The organism is Actinoplanes sp. NPDC021490 (assembly GCF_055562135.1).
Genome location: NZ_JBVHFW010000018.1, coordinates 213,609 through 234,360, shown reverse-complemented (window position 1 = coordinate 234,360; position 20,752 = coordinate 213,609). Strand labels below are relative to the sequence as shown.

25 protein-coding genes are annotated in these 20,752 nt (G+C 70.9%); 18 read left to right on the top strand and 7 right to left on the bottom strand.

Features of this window, described 5'->3' with window-relative positions; all coding sequences use genetic code 11:
• The first annotated feature begins 60 nt into the window (after positions 1-60).
• The 5 genes from ACZ3I4_RS37340 to ACZ3I4_RS37320 all read left to right on the top strand — a co-directional run bounded on the left by ACZ3I4_RS37340 (position 61) and on the right by ACZ3I4_RS37320 (position 2,981).
• Positions 61-276, top strand: a complete 216-nt coding sequence (locus ACZ3I4_RS37340; protein ID WP_202995693.1) for a ubiquitin-like protein Pup — start codon at positions 61-63, stop codon at positions 274-276.
• Positions 277-297: 21 nt separating this feature from the next.
• A complete protein-coding gene (locus tag ACZ3I4_RS37335; RefSeq protein ID WP_465386819.1) occupies positions 298-984 on the top strand; it encodes an endonuclease VII domain-containing protein in 687 nt (228 codons plus the stop codon).
• Positions 903-1,742, top strand: coding sequence for a proteasome subunit beta (gene prcB / locus ACZ3I4_RS37330; protein ID WP_465386818.1), 840 nt, complete (start codon positions 903-905; stop codon positions 1,740-1,742). Before ACZ3I4_RS37335 ends, prcB begins: the two co-directional genes overlap by 82 nt.
• 54 nt (positions 1,743-1,796) lie before the next feature.
• A complete protein-coding gene (prcA, locus tag ACZ3I4_RS37325; protein WP_465386817.1) occupies positions 1,797-2,654 on the top strand; it encodes a proteasome subunit alpha in 858 nt (285 codons plus the stop codon).
• Between the two features lie 66 nt (positions 2,655-2,720).
• Positions 2,721-2,981: a YciI family protein gene (locus ACZ3I4_RS37320; protein ID WP_465386816.1), complete on the top strand. Its 261-nt coding sequence runs from the start codon at positions 2,721-2,723 to the stop codon at positions 2,979-2,981.
• A 25-nt stretch (positions 2,982-3,006) separates the two neighbouring features.
• Here the strand turns inward: ACZ3I4_RS37320 and ACZ3I4_RS37315 are convergent, their stop codons facing one another.
• Positions 3,007-3,948, bottom strand: a complete 942-nt coding sequence (locus ACZ3I4_RS37315; RefSeq protein ID WP_465386815.1) for a dTDP-glucose 4,6-dehydratase — start codon at positions 3,946-3,948, stop codon at positions 3,007-3,009.
• 64 nt (positions 3,949-4,012) lie between these two features.
• On the opposite strand from ACZ3I4_RS37315, the gene pafA reads away from it, so the two are divergent.
• A complete protein-coding gene (pafA, locus tag ACZ3I4_RS37310; protein WP_465386814.1) occupies positions 4,013-5,371 on the top strand; it encodes a Pup--protein ligase in 1,359 nt (452 codons plus the stop codon).
• 94 nt (positions 5,372-5,465) lie between these two features.
• The gene (locus ACZ3I4_RS37305; protein WP_465386813.1) at positions 5,466-5,639 is read left to right on the top strand and encodes a hypothetical protein; all 174 of its coding nucleotides are present in this window, start codon (positions 5,466-5,468) and stop codon (positions 5,637-5,639) included.
• 169 nt (positions 5,640-5,808) lie between these two features.
• On the opposite strand, the gene ACZ3I4_RS37300 is transcribed toward ACZ3I4_RS37305, so the two are convergent.
• Positions 5,809-6,168 (bottom strand): nuclear transport factor 2 family protein, encoded by a 360-nt coding sequence (locus ACZ3I4_RS37300; protein WP_465386812.1) that lies wholly within the window; start codon positions 6,166-6,168, stop codon positions 5,809-5,811.
• An 81-nt stretch (positions 6,169-6,249) separates the two neighbouring features.
• Here ACZ3I4_RS37300 and ACZ3I4_RS37295 point away from each other — a divergent pair, with 81 nt between their 5' ends.
• On the top strand, positions 6,250-7,173 hold the full coding sequence (locus ACZ3I4_RS37295; protein ID WP_465386811.1) for an RNA polymerase subunit sigma-70: 924 nt from the start codon (positions 6,250-6,252) through the stop codon (positions 7,171-7,173).
• Here the strand turns inward: ACZ3I4_RS37295 and ACZ3I4_RS37290 are convergent.
• Both ACZ3I4_RS37290 and ACZ3I4_RS37285 read right to left on the bottom strand, forming a co-directional pair.
• Positions 7,156-7,635, bottom strand: a complete 480-nt coding sequence (locus tag ACZ3I4_RS37290) for an HIT family protein (RefSeq protein ID WP_465386810.1) — start codon at positions 7,633-7,635, stop codon at positions 7,156-7,158. The genes ACZ3I4_RS37295 and ACZ3I4_RS37290 overlap by 18 nt on opposite strands.
• Positions 7,636-7,663: 28 nt before the next feature.
• Complete coding sequence (locus ACZ3I4_RS37285) at positions 7,664-8,947, bottom strand: MFS transporter (RefSeq protein ID WP_465386809.1); 1,284 nt, start codon at positions 8,945-8,947, stop codon at positions 7,664-7,666.
• An 84-nt stretch (positions 8,948-9,031) separates the two neighbouring features.
• On the opposite strand from ACZ3I4_RS37285, the gene ACZ3I4_RS37280 reads away from it, so the two are divergent.
• Together ACZ3I4_RS37280 and ACZ3I4_RS37275 are read left to right on the top strand one after the other, a co-directional pair.
• The gene (locus tag ACZ3I4_RS37280; RefSeq protein WP_465386808.1) at positions 9,032-9,679 is read left to right on the top strand and encodes an O-methyltransferase; all 648 of its coding nucleotides are present in this window, start codon (positions 9,032-9,034) and stop codon (positions 9,677-9,679) included.
• A 78-nt stretch (positions 9,680-9,757) separates the two neighbouring features.
• A complete protein-coding gene (locus ACZ3I4_RS37275; RefSeq protein ID WP_465386807.1) occupies positions 9,758-11,206 on the top strand; it encodes a GGDEF domain-containing protein in 1,449 nt (482 codons plus the stop codon).
• Here ACZ3I4_RS37275 and ACZ3I4_RS37270 read toward each other — a convergent pair.
• On the bottom strand, positions 11,155-12,234 hold the full coding sequence (locus ACZ3I4_RS37270; protein WP_465386806.1) for a DUF3866 family protein: 1,080 nt from the start codon (positions 12,232-12,234) through the stop codon (positions 11,155-11,157). The genes ACZ3I4_RS37275 and ACZ3I4_RS37270 overlap by 52 nt on opposite strands.
• 11 nt (positions 12,235-12,245) lie before the next feature.
• Positions 12,246-13,361, bottom strand: a complete 1,116-nt coding sequence (locus ACZ3I4_RS37265; protein WP_465386805.1) for a cation diffusion facilitator family transporter — start codon at positions 13,359-13,361, stop codon at positions 12,246-12,248.
• A gap of 19 nt (positions 13,362-13,380) precedes the next feature.
• On the opposite strand from ACZ3I4_RS37265, the gene ACZ3I4_RS37260 reads away from it, so the two are divergent.
• The 8 genes from ACZ3I4_RS37260 to ACZ3I4_RS37225 all read left to right on the top strand — a co-directional run bounded on the left by ACZ3I4_RS37260 (position 13,381) and on the right by ACZ3I4_RS37225 (position 20,003).
• Positions 13,381-14,364 carry a helix-turn-helix transcriptional regulator gene (locus ACZ3I4_RS37260; RefSeq protein ID WP_465386804.1) on the top strand — a complete coding sequence of 328 codons (984 nt, stop codon included), beginning with the start codon at positions 13,381-13,383 and terminating at the stop codon, positions 14,362-14,364.
• A gap of 64 nt (positions 14,365-14,428) precedes the next feature.
• The gene (locus ACZ3I4_RS37255) at positions 14,429-15,391 is read left to right on the top strand and encodes a helix-turn-helix transcriptional regulator (protein WP_465386803.1); all 963 of its coding nucleotides are present in this window, start codon (positions 14,429-14,431) and stop codon (positions 15,389-15,391) included.
• Positions 15,392-15,406: 15 nt separating this feature from the next.
• The gene (locus tag ACZ3I4_RS37250) at positions 15,407-15,652 is read left to right on the top strand and encodes a hypothetical protein (RefSeq protein WP_465386849.1); all 246 of its coding nucleotides are present in this window, start codon (positions 15,407-15,409) and stop codon (positions 15,650-15,652) included.
• 135 nt (positions 15,653-15,787) lie between these two features.
• A complete protein-coding gene (gene tatA / locus ACZ3I4_RS37245; RefSeq protein ID WP_465386802.1) occupies positions 15,788-16,147 on the top strand; it encodes a Sec-independent protein translocase subunit TatA in 360 nt (119 codons plus the stop codon).
• 9 nt (positions 16,148-16,156) lie between these two features.
• The gene (gene tatC, locus ACZ3I4_RS37240) at positions 16,157-17,119 is read left to right on the top strand and encodes a twin-arginine translocase subunit TatC (protein ID WP_465386801.1); all 963 of its coding nucleotides are present in this window, start codon (positions 16,157-16,159) and stop codon (positions 17,117-17,119) included.
• Positions 17,120-17,147: 28 nt separating this feature from the next.
• The gene (locus tag ACZ3I4_RS37235) at positions 17,148-18,038 is read left to right on the top strand and encodes a diacylglycerol/lipid kinase family protein (protein WP_465386800.1); all 891 of its coding nucleotides are present in this window, start codon (positions 17,148-17,150) and stop codon (positions 18,036-18,038) included.
• A gap of 42 nt (positions 18,039-18,080) precedes the next feature.
• On the top strand, positions 18,081-18,299 hold the full coding sequence (locus ACZ3I4_RS37230; protein WP_465386799.1) for a hypothetical protein: 219 nt from the start codon (positions 18,081-18,083) through the stop codon (positions 18,297-18,299).
• 69 nt (positions 18,300-18,368) lie between these two features.
• Positions 18,369-20,003, top strand: a complete 1,635-nt coding sequence (locus ACZ3I4_RS37225; RefSeq protein ID WP_465386798.1) for an alkaline phosphatase D family protein — start codon at positions 18,369-18,371, stop codon at positions 20,001-20,003.
• A gap of 5 nt (positions 20,004-20,008) precedes the next feature.
• On the opposite strand, the gene ACZ3I4_RS37220 is transcribed toward ACZ3I4_RS37225, so the two are convergent.
• A complete protein-coding gene (locus ACZ3I4_RS37220; protein WP_465386797.1) occupies positions 20,009-20,749 on the bottom strand; it encodes an HAD family hydrolase in 741 nt (246 codons plus the stop codon).
• Between the last annotated feature and the right edge of the window lie 3 nt (positions 20,750-20,752).

The following is a 20,752-nucleotide window of genomic DNA, read 5'->3' as shown; positions in this document are numbered from 1 at the left end:
GAGGTAGATTTTTCTCAACCCGTAGTCGCAGGCTTCGGGTGGCGCAGAAGGGGGATACCGATGGCAACTCGGGACACCGGCGGGCAGTCGCAGTCGGGCAAGGGCCGGCAGGACGAGCAAGTCGACGAGACCACCACTGAAGCCAACCCTGAGGTAGCCGAGCGGCATGCCGAGATCACCGAGGACGTCGACGACCTCCTGGACGAAATCGACTCCGTCCTCGAGGAAAATGCCGAGGAATTTGTCCGCGGATACGTACAAAAAGGGGGCCAATGAGGCATAACCGGCAAAACGGACATGCCTCGGCCAAACGACGATGAGAACGGGCGGCGCCGCTGTCGCGATTGCGACGAGTGGAAGCCGCTCGATCTCTTCTGTGCGAACAGCAAGCGGCCTGACGGCCGCGGCAGCTATTGCAAAGACTGCTTCAACGTGAGGTCTAAGGCCAGCTATGCCAAGCGGCTACGGGAGAATCAGGGCCGAGAGGTCAAGACCCGGCGAGACGTGCCAGAGGGCCATCGGTACTGCCCGGATTGCGGGGAGACGAAGCTTCTTACGGAGTTCCCCCGGAGCCAGAACGATACCGGCGGCCGTGGCCGTTATTGCAAGCCGTGCCACAACACTCGAGGTCGGGAGTCGAAGCAGCGGCTTTACGGCGGAACGCGGGAGTATCACCTGCGGCGCCGGTATGGGATCGGCCAGGCTGAGTTCGATGAGCTTCTGTGGCGGCAGTTCGGGAAGTGCGCGATCTGCCGCGCGCCCGATCCCCAACACGTCGATCACGATCATCGCACCGGCGAGGTGCGCGGGATATTGTGCTTCAACTGCAACGGCGGCCTGGGTCAGTTCAGGGACAACCTGGATCACCTGGCCGGCGCGATCGAATACCTGAAGGGGACCACGTGCCAAAGGACTTTGATCCATCCGGGCGTCTACCGGATTTCTTCGTCAACGCGGGAACGTCGTCCTTCACGCAGTTCCTGACCCACGTGTCTCCTGAGCTGCTTCCGGGCCGCCGCCCGCTGCCGCCCGGCCTGTCGGCCGACATCGCGCCGCACGGCACGACCATCGTGGCGATCGCCACCGCCGACGGTGTGGTGATGGCCGGCGACCGGCGGGCGACGATGGGCAATCTCATCGCCAGCCGGGACATCGAGAAGGTGCATCCGGCCGACTCCTATTCGCTGATCGGTATCGCGGGCACGGCCGGCATCGGCATCGAGTTGATGCGGCTGTTCCAGGTCGAGCTGGAGCATTACGAGAAGATCGAGGGCACGATGCTCTCGCTCGACGGTAAGGCGAACCGTCTGGCCGGCATGGTGCGCGGCAATCTGGGCGCGGCGATGCAGGGCCTGTCCGTGGTGCCGTTGTTCGCGGGCTTCGACGTGTCGTCGGCCGATACGGGCCGGATCGGGCGCATCTTCAGTTTCGATGTGGCCGGTGGGCTCTACGAGGAGACCGGTTACGACTCGATCGGTTCGGGCTCGTTGTTCGCGAAGTCGGCGCTGAAGAAGAAGTACCGGGCCGGTCTGAGCACCGACGAGGCGGTCCGTTTCGCGGTCGAGGCGCTGTATGACGCGGCCGACGACGACACCGCCACCGGCGGTCCCGATCTCACCCGCAAGATTTTCCCGGTGGTGATGACGGCGACGGCGAACGGTGTGCACCGGCTGACCGAGGCCGAGGTGACCGCGGTGGCCGAGCAGGTCGTCGCCGGGCGCATGGAGAATCCGGGCGGCTGAGTCCGGTTGTTGTTCGCAGCCGAATTCACCAGGGACGAGAGGGAGTAGCCACCCGTGGCCATGCAGTTCTACGCATCACCGGAGCAGGTCCAGCGTGACCGTTCGGAGTATGCCCGTAAGGGCATTGCCCGCGGCCGGTCCGCCGTGGTGCTCACCTATGAGGGCGGCATTCTGCTGGTCGCCGAGAACATCACCACGCTTCGTAAGATCAGCGAGATCTACGACAAGATCGGGTTCGCCGCGGTCGGGCGGTACAACGAGTTCGAGAGTCTGCGCCGGGCCGGCATCCGGATGGCCGACGTGAACGGTTACAGCTATGACCGGCGTGACGTGACCGGCCGGTTCCTGGCCAACGCGTACACGCAGACGCTGGGTGCGATTTTCACCGAGACGCAGAAGCCGTACGAGGTGGAGATCTGTATCGCGCAGGTCGGCGCGTCGCCCGAGACCGACGAGTTGTACCGGATCACGTACGATGGGTCGGTCATGGACGAGCCGGGGTTCATGGCGATGGGCGGGCAGGCCGAGGCGATCTCGACCGTGCTGCGCGAGCGCCACGACGGTGCGGCCGATCTGTCGACGGCGTTGCATCTGGCCGCCGAGGCGCTGGGCAGTGTGGGTGGGGAGAACGGCCAGACCCGCAAGCTGGACGCCAAGCAGCTCGAGGTGGCGGTGCTCGACCGCCGGCGTAAGGGCCGCGCGTTCCGCCGCATTCAGGGCCCGTCGCTGGTGACGTTGCTGCTGGGCGAGAAGGACGTGCCGGAGAAGGATCTGGGCGATGTGGACGCCGCGCCGCCGCCGCCCGCCACCGACAAGCCCACCGTGTCGGCTGCCTCCGAGGAGGAGCCCAACCCGTCGACGCCGGCCGACCCGGCCGAGCCGGTCGACGGTGTCAACGGCGACGGTTCCTAGGTTGTGATCCCGGGACGCGGCCCGCGCCGCGTCCCGGGTTGACCTCGCCGCCTAGGGTGCCGGGGCATGTGGACCGTGGAGCTGTCCTTTTCCGACACGCCTGATCGTCTCGAGGCCCGACCGGCCCATCGTGAGCTGCTGACTTCGCTGCACGAGGCGGGCACGGTGCGCCTGGCCGGCCCGTTCGGGGACGACAGTGGCGCTCTCATCGTCTTTGATCTGCCTTCCCGCGAGCAGGTCGACGCGGTTCTGGCGGCCGACCCGTATTTTGCGACGCCGGGTGTGACCGTGGTCCGGGTGCGGGAATGGGTGCCGTTCCTGACGTGAGGCCCGGATGTGGGGGCACGGGTTTTCAGTCGGTCAGCAGTGGCCGCCACCAGCCGGGGTTGTCGCGGTACCAGCGGACCGTCGCGTGCAGGCCGGCGTCGAACTCGACCCGCGGCTGCCAGCCCAGTTCCTCGCGGATCTTGTCGTCGTCGAGGGCGTGGCGGGCGTCGTGCCGTGGGGGATGGTCGATGGTTTCGACGTTGTCCCAGGTCAGGTCGAGCTGGTCGAGCAGCTGGGCGGTCAGGTCGCGGTTGGTCAGTTCGATGCTGCCGCCGACGTTGTAGGTCTCGCCGGGGCGGCCGTCGGTCAGGACCGTGGCCACGGCCCGGGTCAGGTCGTGGACGTGCAGCCAGTCGCGGGTGGCCGAGCCGTCCCCGAAGAGCGGGGCCGGGCGGCCGGTGAGCAGGCGGGTGAGGAAGCGGGGGATGAGTTTGCCGGGGTGCTGGTGGGAGCCGTAGGTGCTGGTCGGGCGGACGATCAGGGCGGGCACGTCGTGGGTGCGGTGGTAGGCCAGGGCCAGCAGGTCGGCGCTCGCCTTGGACGCCGCGTACGGGGTGGTGGGGTTGACCGGCGTGGTTTCCGTGCTCAGCTCCGGCCCGGTCGGCCCGTACACCGAAGCCGCCGATACCCCAACAAATCGGTCCAGCCCGTAGCGGTGCGCCGCGTCGAGCAGGGCGTGGGCTCCGAGCATGTTGGACGCGGGTTCGTCGCCGGCCGCGAAGTGGACGACCGCGTCGTGCTTGCGGACCAGGGCCGATGTCAGGGCGGCCTCGGCCACGTCGCCCGGCACGAAGTCGAGGCGCTTGTCGTGGGCGACCTCGCCCAGGTTGCTGAAGTTTCCCGCGTACGTCAGCTTGTCGAGAACCGTGACCTGAACGCCCTCGAGGCCCGGCAACCGGTCGGCCAGAAGCGCCCGCACGAAGTGCGAGCCGGCGAAACCGGCGCCGCCGGTGACCAGAACGTTCATCCGTAACGAGTCTAGCGGCGCCGGGTGACTGCCAATGGGTGGCTTATGCGGCTAGTGTTTCGTCATGGAACGGCGAATTTTCGGCCTCGAGACCGAGTACGGAGTCACGTGTACTTACCGGGGGCAGCGGCGGCTGTCTCCGGACGAGGTGGCCCGCTACCTGTTCCGCCGAGTGGTGTCCTGGGGACGCAGCAGCAACGTTTTCCTCCGCAACGGTGCCCGCCTCTATCTCGACGTCGGTTCCCACCCGGAGTATGCGACTCCCGAGTGCGACTCCGTCACCGATCTCGTCGCCCATGACCGGGCCGGCGAACGCATCCTGGAAGGCCTGCTCGTCGACGCCGAGAAGCGGCTGCACGACGAGGGCATCGCGGGCGAGATCTACCTCTTCAAGAACAACACCGACTCGGCCGGCAACTCGTACGGCTGCCACGAGAACTACCTCGTGTCCCGGCATGGCGAGTTCGGCCGGCTCGCCGACGTCCTGATCCCGTTCCTCGTGACCCGTCAGCTGATCTGCGGCGCCGGCAAGGTGCTGCAGACCCCGCGCGGGGCGGTGTTCTGCCTGTCGCAGCGGGCCGAGCATATCTGGGAGGGTGTCTCCAGCGCGACGACCCGGTCCCGCCCGATCATCAACACGCGCGACGAGCCGCACGCCGACGCCGAGCGCTACCGCCGCCTGCACGTGATCGTCGGCGACTCCAACATGAACGAGGTGACGACGCTGCTCAAGGTGGGCAGCGCCGACATCGTCCTGCGCATGATCGAGGCCGGCGTGGTGATGCGCGACCTCTCCCTGGAGAACCCGATCCGGGCCATCCGCGAGGTCAGCCACGACGTCACCGGCCGCCGCAAGATCCGCCTGGCCAACAACAAGGAGGTCAGCGCGCTCGAGATCCAGCAGGAATACCTGGCCAAGGCGACCGAGTTCGTCGAGCGGCGCGGCGGCGACCAGACCGCCAAGCGGGTCGTCGAGCTGTGGGGCCGGGTGCTCAACGCGATCGAGAGCGGCGACCTCGACCCGGTGTCACGCGAGATCGACTGGGTCTCGAAGTACAAGCTGATCGAGCGTTACCAGGCCAAGCACGAGATCCCGATGTCGCACCCGCGCATCGCGCAGCTCGACCTGGCCTACCACGACGTGCGCCGGGGCCGCGGCCTCTACGCGCTGATGGAGAAGCGCAAGCAGGTCGACCGCATCTCCAACGACCTGCAGATTTACGAGGCCAAGGAGACGCCGCCGCAGACCACGCGGGCCCGCCTGCGCGGCGAGTTCATCCGCCATGCCCAGGAGAAGCGGCGCGACTTCACCGTCGACTGGGTGCACCTCAAGCTCAACGACCAGGCGCAGCGGACGGTGCTCTGCAAGGACCCGTTCCGCGCCTACGACGAACGGGTGGAACGGCTCATCGCCAGCATGTGACCGGGGTTTACGCTGGTCGGGTCATGACGCGACCCGACCGGCACCCCGAGCCCAGTCGCGCCGAGCGTCGGCGTGAGCGGATCCGTTCCAAGTTATGACGCGACCCGACCAGCACCCCGAGCCGAGTCGCGCCGAGCGCCGGCGTGAGCGGATCCGTTCCGAGATCCGGCGCAACCGCGAAGGCGGCCACCGCGTGCCAACCTGGATGCTGGTCGTCGTCCTCGCGATCATTCTGCTGGGCTGGGTGTATCTGGTTGCCTCTTCGTAAACCCCCAGGTCAAAAGCTGATGTCGTAGCGGGGTGGGTGGTGACGGACCGCTGCTCCCGCCGAGGGCCCGGGCGGGGCGAGCAGGGCGCTGGCGCGCCCAGAACGCTCACCCCACCCGGGCGGCCTGCGTGAGTGGTTGCGCCCAACGGCAACGACGTCGTGGCCGGGCTCAGGGCAGTGTGCGGCGTGCTTGTTCGAAGGGGAGACGGTCGAACAGGAAGCGGCTGCGGATGATTTTGCCGTTTTCGACGGTGACCAGCTCGGCTCCGGGGGCGGACGGGACCGGGTGCGTCGCGGTGTCGTACATGAGCAAGGCGGTTGTCTCGTCGCCGAAGGCGCCCAGCATGGTGGTCGACTTCAACGACCCGACGAACGGGGTCATGAAGGCCCGGAAGGCCTCCGCGCCCTCGATGCGGCCGGCCGGGGCGTCGCAGACGATGGCGCCGGCGATGTAGGTCATGGCCAGGTCGAGATTCCGGGCCGCCCACGCCTCGTGATAGGCAAGCGCGGTCTTCAAGGCAGTGCTCACAGTGTCTCCTCCGATCAGGGTTCACCGGGATAGACACCGGGCGGCGCCGGATCGGAACGGTGCCGTGGCAGGATTTTCCGCGTGGATCCGACCCTGCTCGACCGGGCGCGGCGCGGCGACGCCGACGCGTTCCGCGAGCTGGCCCGGCCGCACGAACGTGAGCTGCTGCTGCACTGCTATCGCATGCTGGGGTCGCTGACCGATGCCGAGGATCTGCTGCAGGACACGCTGCTGGCCGCCTGGCAGGGGCTGCCCGGGTTCGAGGGGCGGGCGTCGCTGCGGACCTGGCTGTACCGGATCGCCACCAACCGCTGCCTCAACGCGCTGCGCCGGCGGCCGACAGAGCCGGTGCCGCCGTTCGAGCCGCCCGCCCCGACGCGGCGCGGCGAGGTCACGTGGTTGCAGCCGTACCCGGACGCGCTGCTGGACGGGCTGCCCGGCGACGCCCCCGGACCGGACGCGCGCCTGGAGCTCAAGGAGTCGGTCGGGCTGGCGTTCGTGGCCGCCCTGCAGCGGATGCCGCCCCGGCAGGCCGCGACCCTGATCCTGCGCGACGTGCTCGGCTACACGGCGCCGGAGGTGGCCGCGATGCTGGGCACGACCGCGACCGCCGTCAAGGGCGCACTGCAGCGGGCCCGCGCCGCGGTGCCGGCCGGGCGCGCCGAGCCACCCGACGAGGCCGTGGTCAACCGGTTCGCCGACGCGTTCACCCGCGGGGACGTGGACGCGGTGGTCGCGCTGCTCACCGACGACGTGTGGCTGAGCATGCCGCCGGCGCCGCACGAGTACGCCGGGAAGGCCGCCGTCCGGGCGTTCCTGACCGTCAGCCTGGCCCACGCGGCCGGGCGGGGGCTCACGCTGGTGCGTACGGGCGCCAACCGGCAACCGGCGTTCGCGGCCGGGCTGGACGGGCCGGCCGGAATCATCGTCCTGACGCCGGGCGCCGGCGGCCGGATCGCGGCGATCACCCGCTTCCACGACCCCGCGCTAGCCGGCCGCTTCTGACCGGAAGTAGGAACGCAGCCGGTCCGCGTACGGGAGCCGGTCGGCCGCCGGGACGAAACCCGGCAGGGAGGGCAGCGCGTACAGCTCGTCGCCGGGATATCGCGGGAACACGTGCACGTGGTAGTGCCAGGCGGTCTGGTGGCCGCTCGGCTCGTTGTGCTGCCGCACCGAGGTGCCGTCACAGCCGTACGTGTGCCGGATCGCGACCGCCACATCGCGGACGAGGTCGTGAACCGCGTGCCCGTACTCCGATGGCAGGTCGTAGAGGTTCTCGTAGTGCGCGTTGGCCACGACGAGCACGTTTCCCGGGTTGTTGGGCCACCACGACGGCGAGACGAACGCGGTGGCCAGCGCGCTCTGTCGCACGATGTCCTGCTGCCGGTTGATGCCGGCGGGGTCCTCGCCGCCCGCGACCAGCCGGCAGAACGGGCAGGCGTAACCGTCGGGTTCGTGATTGAACATGCCGGTCATTCAACGGCCCGCCCGCAAATCAGCTCCGGGAGCCGCGACCGGCCCGCTCGTGCTGCCGCTCGGTGTCGATGGCGTCGGGGGCGCCGCCGAATTCGTCGGCCACCTCGCCGGTCACGTCGGGGGCGGCGGCGGGTGCGGCCAGCCGGGCGTCGGCCTCGGACAGCACGCGGTGGCCGGTGGTCAGCACCAGCACGCCGAGCAGGACGGCGACGGCGCCGGCCAGGAACGGCACGTGGATGTTCCAGTGGTCGACCATCTTGCCGGCCGCGAAGGGGGCCAGGCCGCCGCCGATGAAGCGCACGAAACCGTACGTGGCCGAGGCGATCGGGCGGTCGACCGGGGACACCAGCATGACCGCCTGCGTGGTCAGGGTGTTGTTGATGCCGACCATGATGCCGCTCAGGACGACGCAGGCGATCAGGGCCCAGCGCACGTCGGTGAACAGGCCGATGAGCAGCAGCAGCACGGCGAAGGAGCCGAGCGCGCCGTAGAGGGCGGGGGCCGTGCCGAAGCGGGCCTGCAGCCAGGGCGCGCCGGTGATGGAGAAGATGGCGACGAGCAGGCCCCAGCCGAAGAACACGAAGCCGAGCTGGATGGCCGACAGCTCCATCGGGTAGGGCGCGTAGCCGAGCATGGTGAAGAAGCCCCAGTTGTAGAACAGGGCGGCGACGCACATGGTGAGCAGCGGGCGGTGGCGCAGCGCGAGCAGCGGCTCGGAGAGGGCGACCTTGCGCGGCGGCGGGGGAGTCTTGTCGAGCAGCGTGGCGGTGGCGATGAGCGCGATGGCCATCAGGGCGGCGACGCCGAAGAACGGGCCGCGCCAGCTTATGTCGCCGAGCAGGCCGCCGATCAGCGGGCCGGCCGCGATGCCCAGGCCGAGGGCGGCCTCGTAGAGGACGATCGCGCCCGCGAAGCCGCCGGAGGCCGAGGCCACGATGACGGCCAGGGAGGTGGCGATGAACATGGCGTTGCCCAGGCCCCAGCCGGCGCGGAAGCCGACGATGCCGCCGATCGAGCCGGACAGGCCGGCCAGCGCGCTGAACACGACGATCACAGCGAGGCCGGTGATCAGGGTGCGTTTGGGGCCGATCCGGCTGGACACCCAGTTCACGCCGAGCATGGCGATCGCGGTGACCACCAGGTAGCTCGTGAACAGCAGGCTGACCTGGCTGGGCGACGCGTGCAGCTGCTCCGACAGGGCGGGCAGGATCGGGTCGACCAGGCCGATGCCCATGAAGCTGACGACGCAGGCGAAGGCGACGGCGAAGACCGCCTTGGGCTGCTGAAGAAGAGTGGATCGCACGAACAAAGCATAAGCCACTTATGTATCGGCGGCGAGCGTCGCCGGGGTCAGTGAGACGCAAGGAACTGTGGAACGGTGGTGCGCATGAGCGACATATTGAACCCGGCGATCGGCGACTACCTGCTCGACCACTGCACCCCGGCCGACGACGTCCTGCGCGACCTGGCCGCGGAGACCCGCGAGTCGTTCCCCGACGCGGCCGGCATGCAGATCTCGCACGACGAGGGCGAGCTGCTGACCATGCTCGTCCGGCTGGTCGGCGCGGTCCGGGCGGTCGAGATCGGCGTGTTCACCGGATATTCGTCGATCTGCATCGCCCGCGGCCTGCCCGCGGACGGCCGGCTGATGGCCTTCGACGTCTCCGAGGAGTTCACCGACGTCGCCCGCCGCTACTGGGCCCGGGCCGACGTGGCCGACCGGATCGAGCTTACCCTCGGCCCCGCCGCCGAGTCGATCACCGGGCTCAGCCCCGATCCGGTGATCGACTTCGCGTTCGTGGACGCCGACAAGACCGGCTATCCGGGCTACTACGAGCAGCTGGTCCCGCGGATGCGGCCGGGCGGCCTGATCGCGCTCGACAACGTGCTGCGCGGCGGCCGGGTGCTCGACCCGGCCGACGAGAGCGACAAGGTGGTGAGCGCCCTCAACGACCAGATCGTGCGCGATGACCGGGTCGAGTCGGTCATGCTCCCCGTACGGGACGGGGTGACGCTCATCCGCAAGAAGGGATAGCAACCGGCCGGCAACCCGGAGCGACCGCGACGACAACCGGGCTGAGGTCTTCTTGGAGGAATGTCGAAGGTGTTCGCGGTGGCTGTCACTCTGGCCATCGCCGTCTATCAGCTGTTGCCCGACAACCCCTGGTGGACCGCCGGCTGGCAGATGGGCATCGGGTACGCCGGTGTGGCCGCGGTGCTGATCGGCGCGCGCCGGATGCCGCGCCGCGAGCGCCTGCCCTGGTGGTGCTTCGCGGCCGGGATCGGCGCCAACGTCACCGGGATCGGCGTCGGCGTCTTCAGCGAGAACGTGCTGAACATGTCCGACCTGCCCACCCCGGCCGACCCGTTCTTCCTGCTGCTCTACCCGCTCTGCGCGGCCGGCATCGCCGTGCTGATCCGGCGCCGCGAGGCCGGCCGCGAACGGAACTGGACCGCGATGGTCGACGCGACCACGATCACCACCGGCTTCGGGCTGCTGGCCTGGGTTTACATGATCGCGCCGTCGGCCGACGGCGGCAACATGACCATGCTGGGCGAGGCGACCCAGGTGGCGTACCCGATCGGCGACCTCATCATGATCGCCATGATGACCCGTCTGCTGCGCGGCGGCGGCCGGCGCGGCGCGCCGTTCTGGTGGGTCACCGGGTCGCTGGCCGCGTTCCTGCTCGGCGACACCGTCTGGGTGGTCCTGAGCAACCTGATCGATCAGGGCTACCCGGTCGAGGACACCCTCTGGGTCAACCGGGCCGTCGAGTCGATCTTCCTGGCCGCGTTCACGCTGTTCGGCGTGGGCGCGCTGCACCCGGACGCGCGTTCGCTGGCCGCCCCGGCCGGCACGGAGGTCACCCGGCTGGGACGGGTGCACCTGCTGCTGCTGACCGCGGCGTCCCTCATCGCGCCGGCGCTGCTCGCCGTGCAGGTGGTCAGCGGCGGGGTGCACGACGGCATGGCCATCGTGATCGGCTCGGCCGCCCTGTTCCTGCTGGTCGTCACCCGGATGGCGCAACTGGTGCGCGAGGTCGAGCGGCAGGCGCTGCAGGTGCGCGAGCTGTCCCGCCGTGACGACCTGACCGGGCTGCCCAACCGGCGCGCCTGGAACGACGAGTTGCCCCGCGCGCTCGAGCACGCCCGTCGCGACGGGCGCCCGGTCAGCGTGGCGGTGCTCGACCTCGACCATTTCAAGCAGTTCAACGACACGTACGGGCATCCGGCCGGTGACCGCCTGCTCAAGTCGGCCGCGGCGACCTGGCTCGGCACCCTGCGCGCGGTGGACACGCTGGCCCGGTACGGCGGCGAGGAGTTCGTCGTGCTGCTGCCCGGCGCGGATGCCGGCGAGGCCCGCGAGGTGCTCGAACGGGCGCTGGCGGCCACCCCGCTCGGTCAGTCGTTCTCGGCCGGCCTGGCCGTGTGGGACGGCGCCGAGACGTCGGACGAGCTGATCGAACGGGCCGACACCGCGCTGTACCGCGCCAAGTCGGACGGCCGTCGTCAGATCAGCGAGGCCGCGAACCGGCCCGCCGCGGCGGCGGCCAGGAAGTAGGCGTAGTCCTCGTCGAGCTTGCGGCCCATCGTCGACAGCGGCACCGGGCTCGCCCGCAACGCCGCGTCCAGCCCGTCGGCGGGGACGCGCGGCAGCCGGTGTCTCGCCGTCAGCGGGGCCAGCGCCGCGTCGATCTCCGCGGCCAGGGCGGGCTCGAGGCCGTCCGGCACCGGCAGGTCGGCGGGGACCAGGGCGACCTTCCCGTACGCGGTGAGGCTGTGATGCGACACCCCGCGGTGCCGCGGCCGCCCGTCGCCGGTGGAGATCCGCAGCGAGCCGACCGGCCGCCCGCCCAGGGTGCCGATCGCGTTCACCGCCTCGCCCAGCGCCACCCCCGAGAACCCCCAGGTCGTGCCCGTGCCCAGGTTGCCCGGCCCCTGGGCGGCGATCGTGACGTCGGCCCGCAGCACGTGGCGCGCGGCGAGCAGCCCGGTGTGCACGGTGCTCGCCTCCAGATCACCCCCGTACGCCTGACCGGTCGTGACCGTGCCGGCCAGCTCCGATCGCAGGCCGTCGAGGGTGCGCGAGAACCACGCGGGCAGCGCCCCGCCGTCGGTCATGACGTACGCGACCCGGGCCTGTGGCTTGTCCCGGCGGATGCCCGCGAGAATGGCCGGCAGCGCCGAGTGCAGATCGGCGGTGACCACCGGCATGCCGCCGAGCGACTCGGCCGCGGCCATCACCTCGCGGTGCGGGGAGGCCTCCTCGTCGACGCCGAGCCGGATGACCTGCAACGGCGTGTAACGGGCCTTGACCAGATGCCCCGAGTCGCGGGTGGTGCCCTCGTCGGGCGGGTCGGCCGGCAGCCGGTCGGGCAGCGCCACGACCAGCGCGTAACCGCCCGTGCCGAGCCCCATGACCAGCGCGCCCACATTGAGCAGCACGCGGTCCCCGGCGACCGGCTCGCCGACCAGCTCGGGATAGGCCAGCGCCCGCAGCGGACCGTCGCCGGTGGCCACGTCCAGCTCGACCGCGCCCCGCCAGCGCCGCCGAACCGCCTGCACCGTCCCGGACCGCCACCGCACCATGGCCGCCAACCCTATAGGTCGACCCCGCCGTCGATGTGGTTGCGGCCCGCCCGGCCGCGGGTCGGGTCGAGGAAGACGTACCGGATGGCCGGGAAGCGCGACCGCAGGCGCCGCTCGGCGTCGTCGGAGGCCGCCTCGATCTCGCCGCCGCTCACGGTGTCCCGGAAGTCGACCTTGGCCGCGACCAGCACCTCGTCCGGCCCGAGCTGCATGGTCAGCAGGGTCGGCACGGAGTCGACGACCGGGATCGAGGCGAGGTCGGCGGCGATCTGGTTGTGGATCCGGCGCGGCACCGCCCGGCCGACCAGCAGCGACGCGTTGGTGTGGGCGAGGATCGCGGCCACCGCGAACAGCAGCAGGCCGATGGCGATCGAGGCGATGCCGTCCCACGCCGCGTTGCCGGTCAGCTCGGTCAGCGCGAGACCGGCGCCGGCCAGGATCAGGCCGATCAGGGCGGCCGAGTCCTCGAAATAGACCGCCTTGACCGTGGTGTCGGGGGTGAGCCGCAGGAAACGCGACGGGCTGACCCCCCAGCGCCGCGACTCCCCGGCGACCTGGCGCCGGGCGCGCAGGAACGAGGTGCCCTCGGCCACGAACGACACCGCCAGCACGATGTACGACCACAGGAAGGCGCCCATCTCCTCGCCGTGCACGATCGTCTCGATGCCGTGGTAGATCGAGAAGCCGGCGCCGCCCACGAAGGTGAAGACGGCCGCGATGAAGGCCCAGACGAAGCTCTCTTTGCCGTACCCGAACGGGTGTTCCTCGTCGGCCGGCCGCACACCCCGGCGCAACGCGACGAACAGGAAGACCTCGGTGATGGTGTCGGCCAGCGAGTGGGCCGACTCCGAGACCATGGCCGCGGATCCGGAAAAGAGCCCGGCGACCAGCTTCGCGACCGCGATGGCCAGATTGGCCAGGCCGGCGATGATGACCGTGCCGACACTCTCGTTCTCCGGTTGTTCGGACTCTTGTGGCGAATGGGTCGGATCGAGCGGCAGCGCGGCGGCCAGGCCGACCGGGAGTTGGTCATCGGGGGTCTGCGGGGTGGTCACCCGCCCTCCATTCCACGTACGGGCCATCGGGAAACCGTCCCGGCGTAGCGCGTACGTCACTGCCGCGTCCACCCTGCTAGCGTTGCCAATCGTGTCGCGGACCCGCACCGAGCGCCTGGTGAATTTGGTAATCTGCCTGCTTTCCACGCGGCGGTTCCTGACCGCCGCGCAAATCGCCGCGACCGTCCCCGGTTACGAACACGATCCGGAGGACCCGCGCGACCACGAGGCCTTCCAGCGCAAGTTCGAACGCGACAAGGCCGAGCTGCGTGACCTCGGTGTCCCGCTCGAGACCGGCACGGCCAGCGTCTTCGACCAGGAGCCGGGCTATCGCATCGCCCACCGCGAATACGCGCTGCCCGCCATCATCCTCGAGCCCGACGAGGCCGCCGCCGTGGGCATCGCGGCCCGCCTCTGGCAGCACGCCGGTCTGGCCGCGGCCGCGTCGTCGGGCCTGGCCAAGCTGCGCGCGGCCGGTGTCGAGGTCGACCCGCAGGCCACCCTCGGCGTCGAGCCCGTGGTCACCGTCGACCCGGCGTTCGGCCCGCTCACCAGCGCGGCCCGTGACCGTCGCGCGGTCACCTTCAGCTACCGGGTGCCCGAGGTCGACGACCCGGCGGTCCGCAAGCTCGAGCCGTGGGGCGTGGTCTGCTGGCAGGGCCGGTGGTATGTGGTCGGACACGACCGCGACCGGGCCGCGACCCGCTGCTTCCGGCTGTCGCGCATCGTCGGCACGGTCAAGGCGCTGGGCCGCCCGGGCGCGTTCACCCCGCCCGAGAACGAGGATCTGATCAGCCACGTCGCCCGCTGGTCGGGGCCGGTGCCGCACAACGGGCGGGCCACCGTCACCGTGCGGCCGGGCCGGGCCGCCGGGCTGCGCCGCTGGGCCATCGAGTCGGTGCCCGGGGCGGACGGCGACCGGCTGACCATCCCGTACGCCGACGCCGAACGGCTCGCCGCCACGATCGTCGGCTACGGGCCGGACGTGCGCGCCGACGGGCCGCCCGAGGTCCGCGACGCCGTCATCCAGCTGCTCAAAGAGGTCGTCACCCGGCACGAGGTGGCTGCGGCATGAGCGACTGCACCGAAGTCAGCGAAGTGGTCGCAGGGCCAGGAAAGCACGCCCCGGGAGGCTCCGCATGACCGGGCCACGCCAATCCGCCGACCGTCTCGGCCGGCTGCTCAACCTGGTGCCCTACCTGCTGGCCCGGCCCGGCATCCTGGTCGCCGAGGCGGCGGCCGACCTCGGCATCAGCGAACGCCAGCTGCGCGAGGACCTCGAACTGCTCTGGGTGTGCGGGCTGCCCGGATACGGCCCGGGCGACCTCATCGACATGGCGCTGGACGGCGACCGGGTCACGATCAGCCACGACGCCGGCATCAACCGCCCGCTGCGTCTCACCCAGGACGAGGCGCTCGCCCTGGTCGTCGCGCTGCGGATGCTGGCCGAGACGCCGGGCACGGGCCACCGCGACGTCATCGAGCGTGCCCTCGCCAAGATCGAGAACGCGGCGGGCGACCTGGCCGACGCGCCCGTGGCCGTACGCCTGCCGGCCAACTCCAAGCGGGTCGACAAGGTGCGGGCCGCGGTCGAGACCGGCCACGCGCTGCGGATGACCTATTACACGGCGGCCCGCGACGAGACGACCGACCGCGTCGTCGACCCGATGCGGGTTCTGATGGTCGGCGGCAAGGCATACCTGGAGGCCTGGTGCCGCCGGGCCGAGGCCACCCGCCTGTTCCGGATCGACCGGATCGACGACTTCACCGAGCTGGCCGAGCCGTCGCGCCCGCCCGCCGAGGCCGTGCCCCACGACGTCACCGACGGCGTCTTCCACCCCACCCCCGACCTGCAGCTGGTCACGCTGCGGGTGGGCCGGGGCAGCCGGTGGATCACCGAGTACTACCCGGTGGAAGAGGTGCGCCGGGAAAGCGGCGACGAGTGGATCGTGACCATGCGGGTCACCGACCTGGGCTGGGCCCAGCGGCTGCTGCTCGGCCTCGGCCCCGACGTGACCGTGGTCGGCCCGCCCGAGCTGCTGACCCGCATCCGCGAACAGGCCACGGCGGCGCTCGACCAGTACAGCACCCCCGGCCGGTAGGGTGGCCCGGTGCTGATGTGGATCTGGATCGCCGTCGTTGTCGTGGCCGTGATCATCATGGGGGCGGCCGGGGTGCGGCTGCTCGGGCGGCTCGACGGGCTGCGCCGCGCGGCCTCCCGCCTGCAGAAGCGCCAGGCCGAGGCGGCCAAGCTGCAGGCGGCCGCGGCCGAGCTGCAAGAGACGCTGCTGGTCGTGCAGCAGCGGGCCGAACTCGTTCAGGAGCACGTCGCGGCCCTGTCGCCGGCCGACAAGAACGGGTAACCTGCGGCGTTCCTTCCTCGTTGTCCAAGGATTTGGGCGATGGTGGCAAACCCACGAGGGTCCGTGGGCTGCATCACCAGATTTGACACGTACGATGGACCCCGCACACCTGATCCGACCGACTGGAGTTCACCCATGGGCGCCCTCAAGCCATGGCACATCATTGTTTTCGTGGTCGTCCTCGTGCTGCTGTTCGGCGCGAAGCGGCTTCCGGACGCGGCGCGCTCGCTGGGCCGGTCGCTGCGGATCATCAAGGCCGAGACCAAGGGGCTGGTCGACGACAACAACGACGTCGCCGAGAAGGCCGAGCCGCCGTACACGCGCACGCCGCTCCAGGGTGAGGTGCAGCAGCCCGGCGGCTACCAGCAGGCCCCGCCGCCCCAGGGCTACCAGCAGGCCCCGCCGGCCAACGGCTACCAGGCCGCCCCGCCGCCCCAGGGCTACCCGCAGCAGCCCTACGTGGACCCGGTGCAGCAGCGCACCAACGACCGCTGATCCGCGGGCATGAAACTAGCCCTTCGCCGTCAGGGGCCCACCAAGTTCCAGCAGGCCTCCGATGGCTCCATGACGCTGATCGACCATGTCCGGGAGCTCCGTAACCGCCTGTTCATCGCGTCGCTCGGGCTGGTCGTCGGTCTGATCGTCGGCTTCATCCTCTCCCAGTGGGTGTTCCACCTGCTGGAGCAGCCGTATTGCCGCCTGCCGTCGTCGATCGCCACGCGCCCCGACGGCACGCAGTACTGCGACTGGGTCGTCCTCAACGTCACCGACACGCTGATCCTCCGCCTCAAGATCGCGCTCTGGGTCGGCATCATCGTCGGCTCGCCGGTCTGGCTCTACCAGCTGTGGGCATTCATCGCCCCGGGCCTGCACCGCCACGAGCGCAAGTGGGCGTACGTGTTCGTCGCGATCGCCGCCCCGCTGTTCGCCGGCGGCGGCATCCTGGCCTACTTCGTGGTCGGCCACAGCCTGGCGTTCATCATGGAGGCCGGCGTCCTCGGGGAGGCGACCAAACTAGAAGTCTCGTCGTACATCGGGTTCGTGACCAACATGATCCTGATCTTCGGCGTGGCCTTCGAGTTCCCGCTGATCCTGCTCATGCTCAACTTCACCGGCGTCGTGTCGGCGAAGAAGCTGATGGGCTGGTGGCGCATCGTGGTCTTCCTGTCGTTCGCGTTCGCGGCGATCGCCACCCCCGACCCGGGCCCGTTCGGCATGACGCTGCTGGCCCTGTGCATGGTCGTGCTCTATCTGATCGCCACCGGGGTGGCCGCCATCAACGACAAACGCAAGGGCCGCGGCCAGGAGATCTACGCCGGGCTCGACGACGACCAGATCTCGCCGCTGGAGGACGAGCGCGTGCCGGTCGGCGCGTCCGACCCGATCGAAGCCCCGGCCCCGGTCGAGGCGCCCGAGCCCGTCGCCAAGCCCCGGCCGCTGGCCGGCCGCTTCGACGACATGACCTAGGTCACCGGCCGGGCTATGCTGCCCGGCTGTGACGAGCGACGACATCGCGGTGCTGGCCAACCCCTCGGCGGGGCGCGGCCGGCACCGCGATCTGCTTTCCGGGGTCCTGCGGCGCCTGGGCCCGGCGGCCCGCCTGCTGGAGGCCCACAGCGGCGAGGAGGCCGAGGAAGCGTGCCGGACGGCCGTCGCCGCCGGGGCCACGGCCCTGGTCGCGGTGGGCGGGGACGGCACGATCCACCGGGCGCTCCAGGCGGTGGCCGAGCAGCCGGTGCGCTTCGGCGTCGTCCCGGCCGGCACCGGCAACGACTTCGCCGCCGGCGTCGGCATGCCGCCCGACCCCGGGGCCGCGGCCGAGGTCGTCGCGGCCGCGCTGGCCGAGGGCCGCCACACCCCGATCGACCTGGCCCGGGTGACCGCGCCCGGCGCGCCGGTGCGGTGGTTCGGGGCGGTGCTGGCCGGGGGCTTCGACGCGCTGGTCAACGAGCGGGCCAACGGCATGCGCTGGCCGCGCGGGCCCCGGCGCTACGACCTGGCGATCCTGCTCGAACTGGCCCGGTTGCGCCCCCGCAAATACCAGCTGGAGCTCGACGGTGAGGACTACAGCTTCGAGGGCATGCTCGTGGCCGTCGGCAACTGCGCCAGCTACGGCGGCGGCATGCGGATCCTGCCCGAGGCGGACCCGGCCGACGGGCTGCTCGACGTCGTGATCGCGGCGCCGTTCGGCCGGGCCGCCCTCGCCCGGCTCAAACCCCGGCTGCGGCGCGGCACCCACGTCACCGACCCGCGGGTCACCGTCTTTCGCGCCCGGCACGTGCGGCTGCGGTCCGACGGCATCGTCGCGTACGCCGACGGGGAGCGCCTGGGCCCCCTCGACCTCGACCTGACGTGCGCGCCGGGTGCCGTTCGGTTGCTCCGGTGAATTCTCCATCAGATCGCCGGGAATCGGCCGATCGGGGAGGACATGCAGATCAACTCGCTCAGCTCCCTGGTCACCTCCGCCTACGACACCGCCCGCTCCAACCTCAAGAGCATGGCCGAGGCCGCCGCCGAGTCCGGCCAGGCCGAAGCGGTCAAGCCGGCCCTGGCCAAGACCCCCGAGCCCGCGAAGGCCGAGGCCACCGAGGCCGCCAAGCCCGTCCCCGGCCAGCGCCAGGGCGTCAACCTCGACTCGTACGCCTGACACCAGCGCTTGACCCCCGCTTAAGATCCAGACCAATTTAGGTCCATCTATGCCCGCCAGGCTGCGGGCATGGCCCTCTCCCGACGTACTCTGCTGCTCAGCTCGGCCGCGGCCGGTGTGGCCGGCGCCGCGACCACCTGGCCGCTCGCCGCCGTGGCCGCGCCCTACCGGGGCCCGCTGCGCTCCGACCCCTTCATGCTCGGCATCGCCTCGGGCGACCCCGAACCCGGCGGCTTCGTGCTCTGGACCCGCCTCGCCCCCGCCCCGATGGCCGAGGACGGACTCGGCGGCATGCCCGCCCGCATCGTGCCCGTCCAGTGGGAACTCGCCGCCGACGAGCGTTTCCGCAAGGTGGTACGGCGCGGCGTGACCGCGGCCCGGCCCGAGTCGGCGCACGCCGTGCACGTCGAGCTCGACCACCTGCTGCCCGGCCGCGAATACTTCTACCGCTTCCGGGCCGAGGGCTACATCTCGCCGGTGGGCCGCACCCGCACAGCCCCGCCCCGGTGGGCGACCGGCGGCACCCTGGCCATGGCCTTCGCGTCCTGCTCGCAGTACGAGCACGGCTACTTCACCGCGTACCGCCACCTGGCCGCCGACGAGCCCGACATCGTGCTGCACCTGGGCGACTACCAATACGAGTACCAGGCCGGCGTCTACACCATCCCCGGCGGCAACCCGCGCGACCACGCCGGCCCCGAGACCGTCACCCTGGCCAACTACCGGCAGCGGCACGCGCAGTACAAGACCGACCCCGACCTGCAGGCCGCGCACGCCGTGGCGCCCTGGGCCGTGGTGTTCGACGACCACGAGGTCGAGAACAACTGGGCCGACGAGGTGCCCGAGCAGCCCGACCCCGGCTTCCCGGCCCGGCGCGCGGCCGCCTTCCAGGCCTACTACGAGAACATGCCGCTGCGCCGCACCTCGATCCCGCGCGGCCTCGACATGCAGCTCTACCGGCGGCTGCACTGGGGCCGGCTGGCCACCTTCCACATGCTCGACACCCGCCAGTTCCGCGACGACCAGGCCTGCGGCGACGGCTACAAGGAATGCGCCGCCGCCGACGACCCGGCCCGCTCGATCACCGGCGAGCGGCAGGAGAAGTGGCTGCTCGACGGTTTCCGCCGCTCCTCGGCACGCTGGGACGTCCTCGGCCAGCAGGTGTTCTTCGGCCGGCGCGACAACAACTCGGGCCCGCCGGTCGTGACCAGCATGGACTCGTGGGACGGGTACGCCGCATCGCGGGACCGGATCACCCGCGGCTGGGTGGACGCCGGAGTGCGCAATCCCGTGGTGCTCACCGGCGACGTGCACGCGCACTGGGCCGACGAGCTCAAACTGGACTACGCCGACCCGACCTCCAGAACCGTCGGCACCGAGCTGGTCTGCTCGTCGATCACGTCCACCGGCGACGGCGCCGACGTCCCCTCCGGGCAGCACCCGTGGGCCGCCTGGAACCCGCACCTGCGCTTCTACAACAACCAGCGGGGCTACGTCCGTACGCGGATCACGCCGGACTCCCTGACGGCGGACTTCCGGATCGTCCCGTACGTGACCACGCCCGGAGCGCCCGTGCACACCCGCGCCACCTTCGTCGTCGAGGACCGCCGGCCCGGCCTGCACCAGACCGCCGACAACCCGAGCCCGTCGCTGCGCTCAGCGGGCGGAATCGACACCGTCGAGCAGGAGACCGTGCGTCCCTGAGCGGCTCAGACCTGGCACCCGGCCAGCGCCAGGGTCGCCCCCAGGCCGTTGGGGCGGCCCGGCTCGGCCGCCGGCAGCACCAGCGCGGCACACCCGGCGGCCACGGCTCCGGCGTCGGCCGGGGTGTCACCGACCATGAGAGTGCGCTCGGGGTCGGCGCCGAGCATCCCGCAGGCCCGCAGGAAGATCGCGGGATCGGGCTTGGTGCGCCCGATCTCGTAGCTCAGGGCGTACGCGTCGATCAGGGAACTCATGCCCCACGAGTCGAACAGGGGACGGATGTCGAAGCCGATGTTGCTGACCACCGCGACCTTGATGCCGGCCTCGTGCAGCGTGCGCAGCGTCGAGCCGGTGTCGGCGTAGGGGAGCCAGCCGTCCGGCGCCAGCAGCCGCTCGTAGAGGGCGTCGGCCAGCCCCTCCACGTCCGTCGAGACCGTCGAGGCCAATCCCGTGTACGCCGCCCGGTGGCTCTGCGCGTAAAGATCGCGGTCGGCCCAGTGTTCGGCCAGGTGAAGCGGCACCCGGTGGGGCACCGGACCACCGGCCCGCCCGGCTGTGACCAATCTGTCGGCCAGCACGGTCGCCTTGCCACGGTCGAGCTCGCGGCCGCAGGCCAGCGCGGCCGCCACGACCCAGGTCACAGGGTCTTCCACCTGGGCCAACGTGCCGTGGAAATCGAACAGCACGGCGTCGACCTGACGGTGCGGCCGATGGGGAGGGTGATCGGTCGATGCAACATCCGGCACGGG

What these genes read in the sequence shown, in the direction of transcription:
- ACZ3I4_RS37340 (WP_202995693.1), top strand. Translation starts at nt 61, where the DNA reads ATGGCAACTCGGGACACCGGCGGGCAGTCGCAGTCGGGCAAGGGCCGG.
- ACZ3I4_RS37335 (WP_465386819.1), top strand. Translation starts at nt 298, where the DNA reads ATGCCTCGGCCAAACGACGATGAGAACGGGCGGCGCCGCTGTCGCGAT.
- ACZ3I4_RS37320 (WP_465386816.1), top strand. Translation starts at nt 2,721, where the DNA reads ATGTGGACCGTGGAGCTGTCCTTTTCCGACACGCCTGATCGTCTCGAG.
- ACZ3I4_RS37315 (WP_465386815.1), bottom strand. Translation starts at nt 3,948, where the DNA reads ATGAACGTTCTGGTCACCGGCGGCGCCGGTTTCGCCGGCTCGCACTTC.
- pafA (WP_465386814.1), top strand. Translation starts at nt 4,013, where the DNA reads ATGGAACGGCGAATTTTCGGCCTCGAGACCGAGTACGGAGTCACGTGT.
- ACZ3I4_RS37305 (WP_465386813.1), top strand. Translation starts at nt 5,466, where the DNA reads ATGACGCGACCCGACCAGCACCCCGAGCCGAGTCGCGCCGAGCGCCGG.
- ACZ3I4_RS37290 (WP_465386810.1), bottom strand. Translation starts at nt 7,635, where the DNA reads ATGTTCAATCACGAACCCGACGGTTACGCCTGCCCGTTCTGCCGGCTG.
- ACZ3I4_RS37280 (WP_465386808.1), top strand. Translation starts at nt 9,032, where the DNA reads ATGAGCGACATATTGAACCCGGCGATCGGCGACTACCTGCTCGACCAC.
- ACZ3I4_RS37270 (WP_465386806.1), bottom strand. Translation starts at nt 12,234, where the DNA reads ATGGTGCGGTGGCGGTCCGGGACGGTGCAGGCGGTTCGGCGGCGCTGG.
- ACZ3I4_RS37255 (WP_465386803.1), top strand. Translation starts at nt 14,429, where the DNA reads ATGACCGGGCCACGCCAATCCGCCGACCGTCTCGGCCGGCTGCTCAAC.
- ACZ3I4_RS37250 (WP_465386849.1), top strand. Translation starts at nt 15,407, where the DNA reads ATGTGGATCTGGATCGCCGTCGTTGTCGTGGCCGTGATCATCATGGGG.
- tatA (WP_465386802.1), top strand. Translation starts at nt 15,788, where the DNA reads ATGGGCGCCCTCAAGCCATGGCACATCATTGTTTTCGTGGTCGTCCTC.
- tatC (WP_465386801.1), top strand. Translation starts at nt 16,157, where the DNA reads ATGAAACTAGCCCTTCGCCGTCAGGGGCCCACCAAGTTCCAGCAGGCC.
- ACZ3I4_RS37230 (WP_465386799.1), top strand. Translation starts at nt 18,081, where the DNA reads ATGCAGATCAACTCGCTCAGCTCCCTGGTCACCTCCGCCTACGACACC.
- ACZ3I4_RS37225 (WP_465386798.1), top strand. Translation starts at nt 18,369, where the DNA reads ATGGCCCTCTCCCGACGTACTCTGCTGCTCAGCTCGGCCGCGGCCGGT.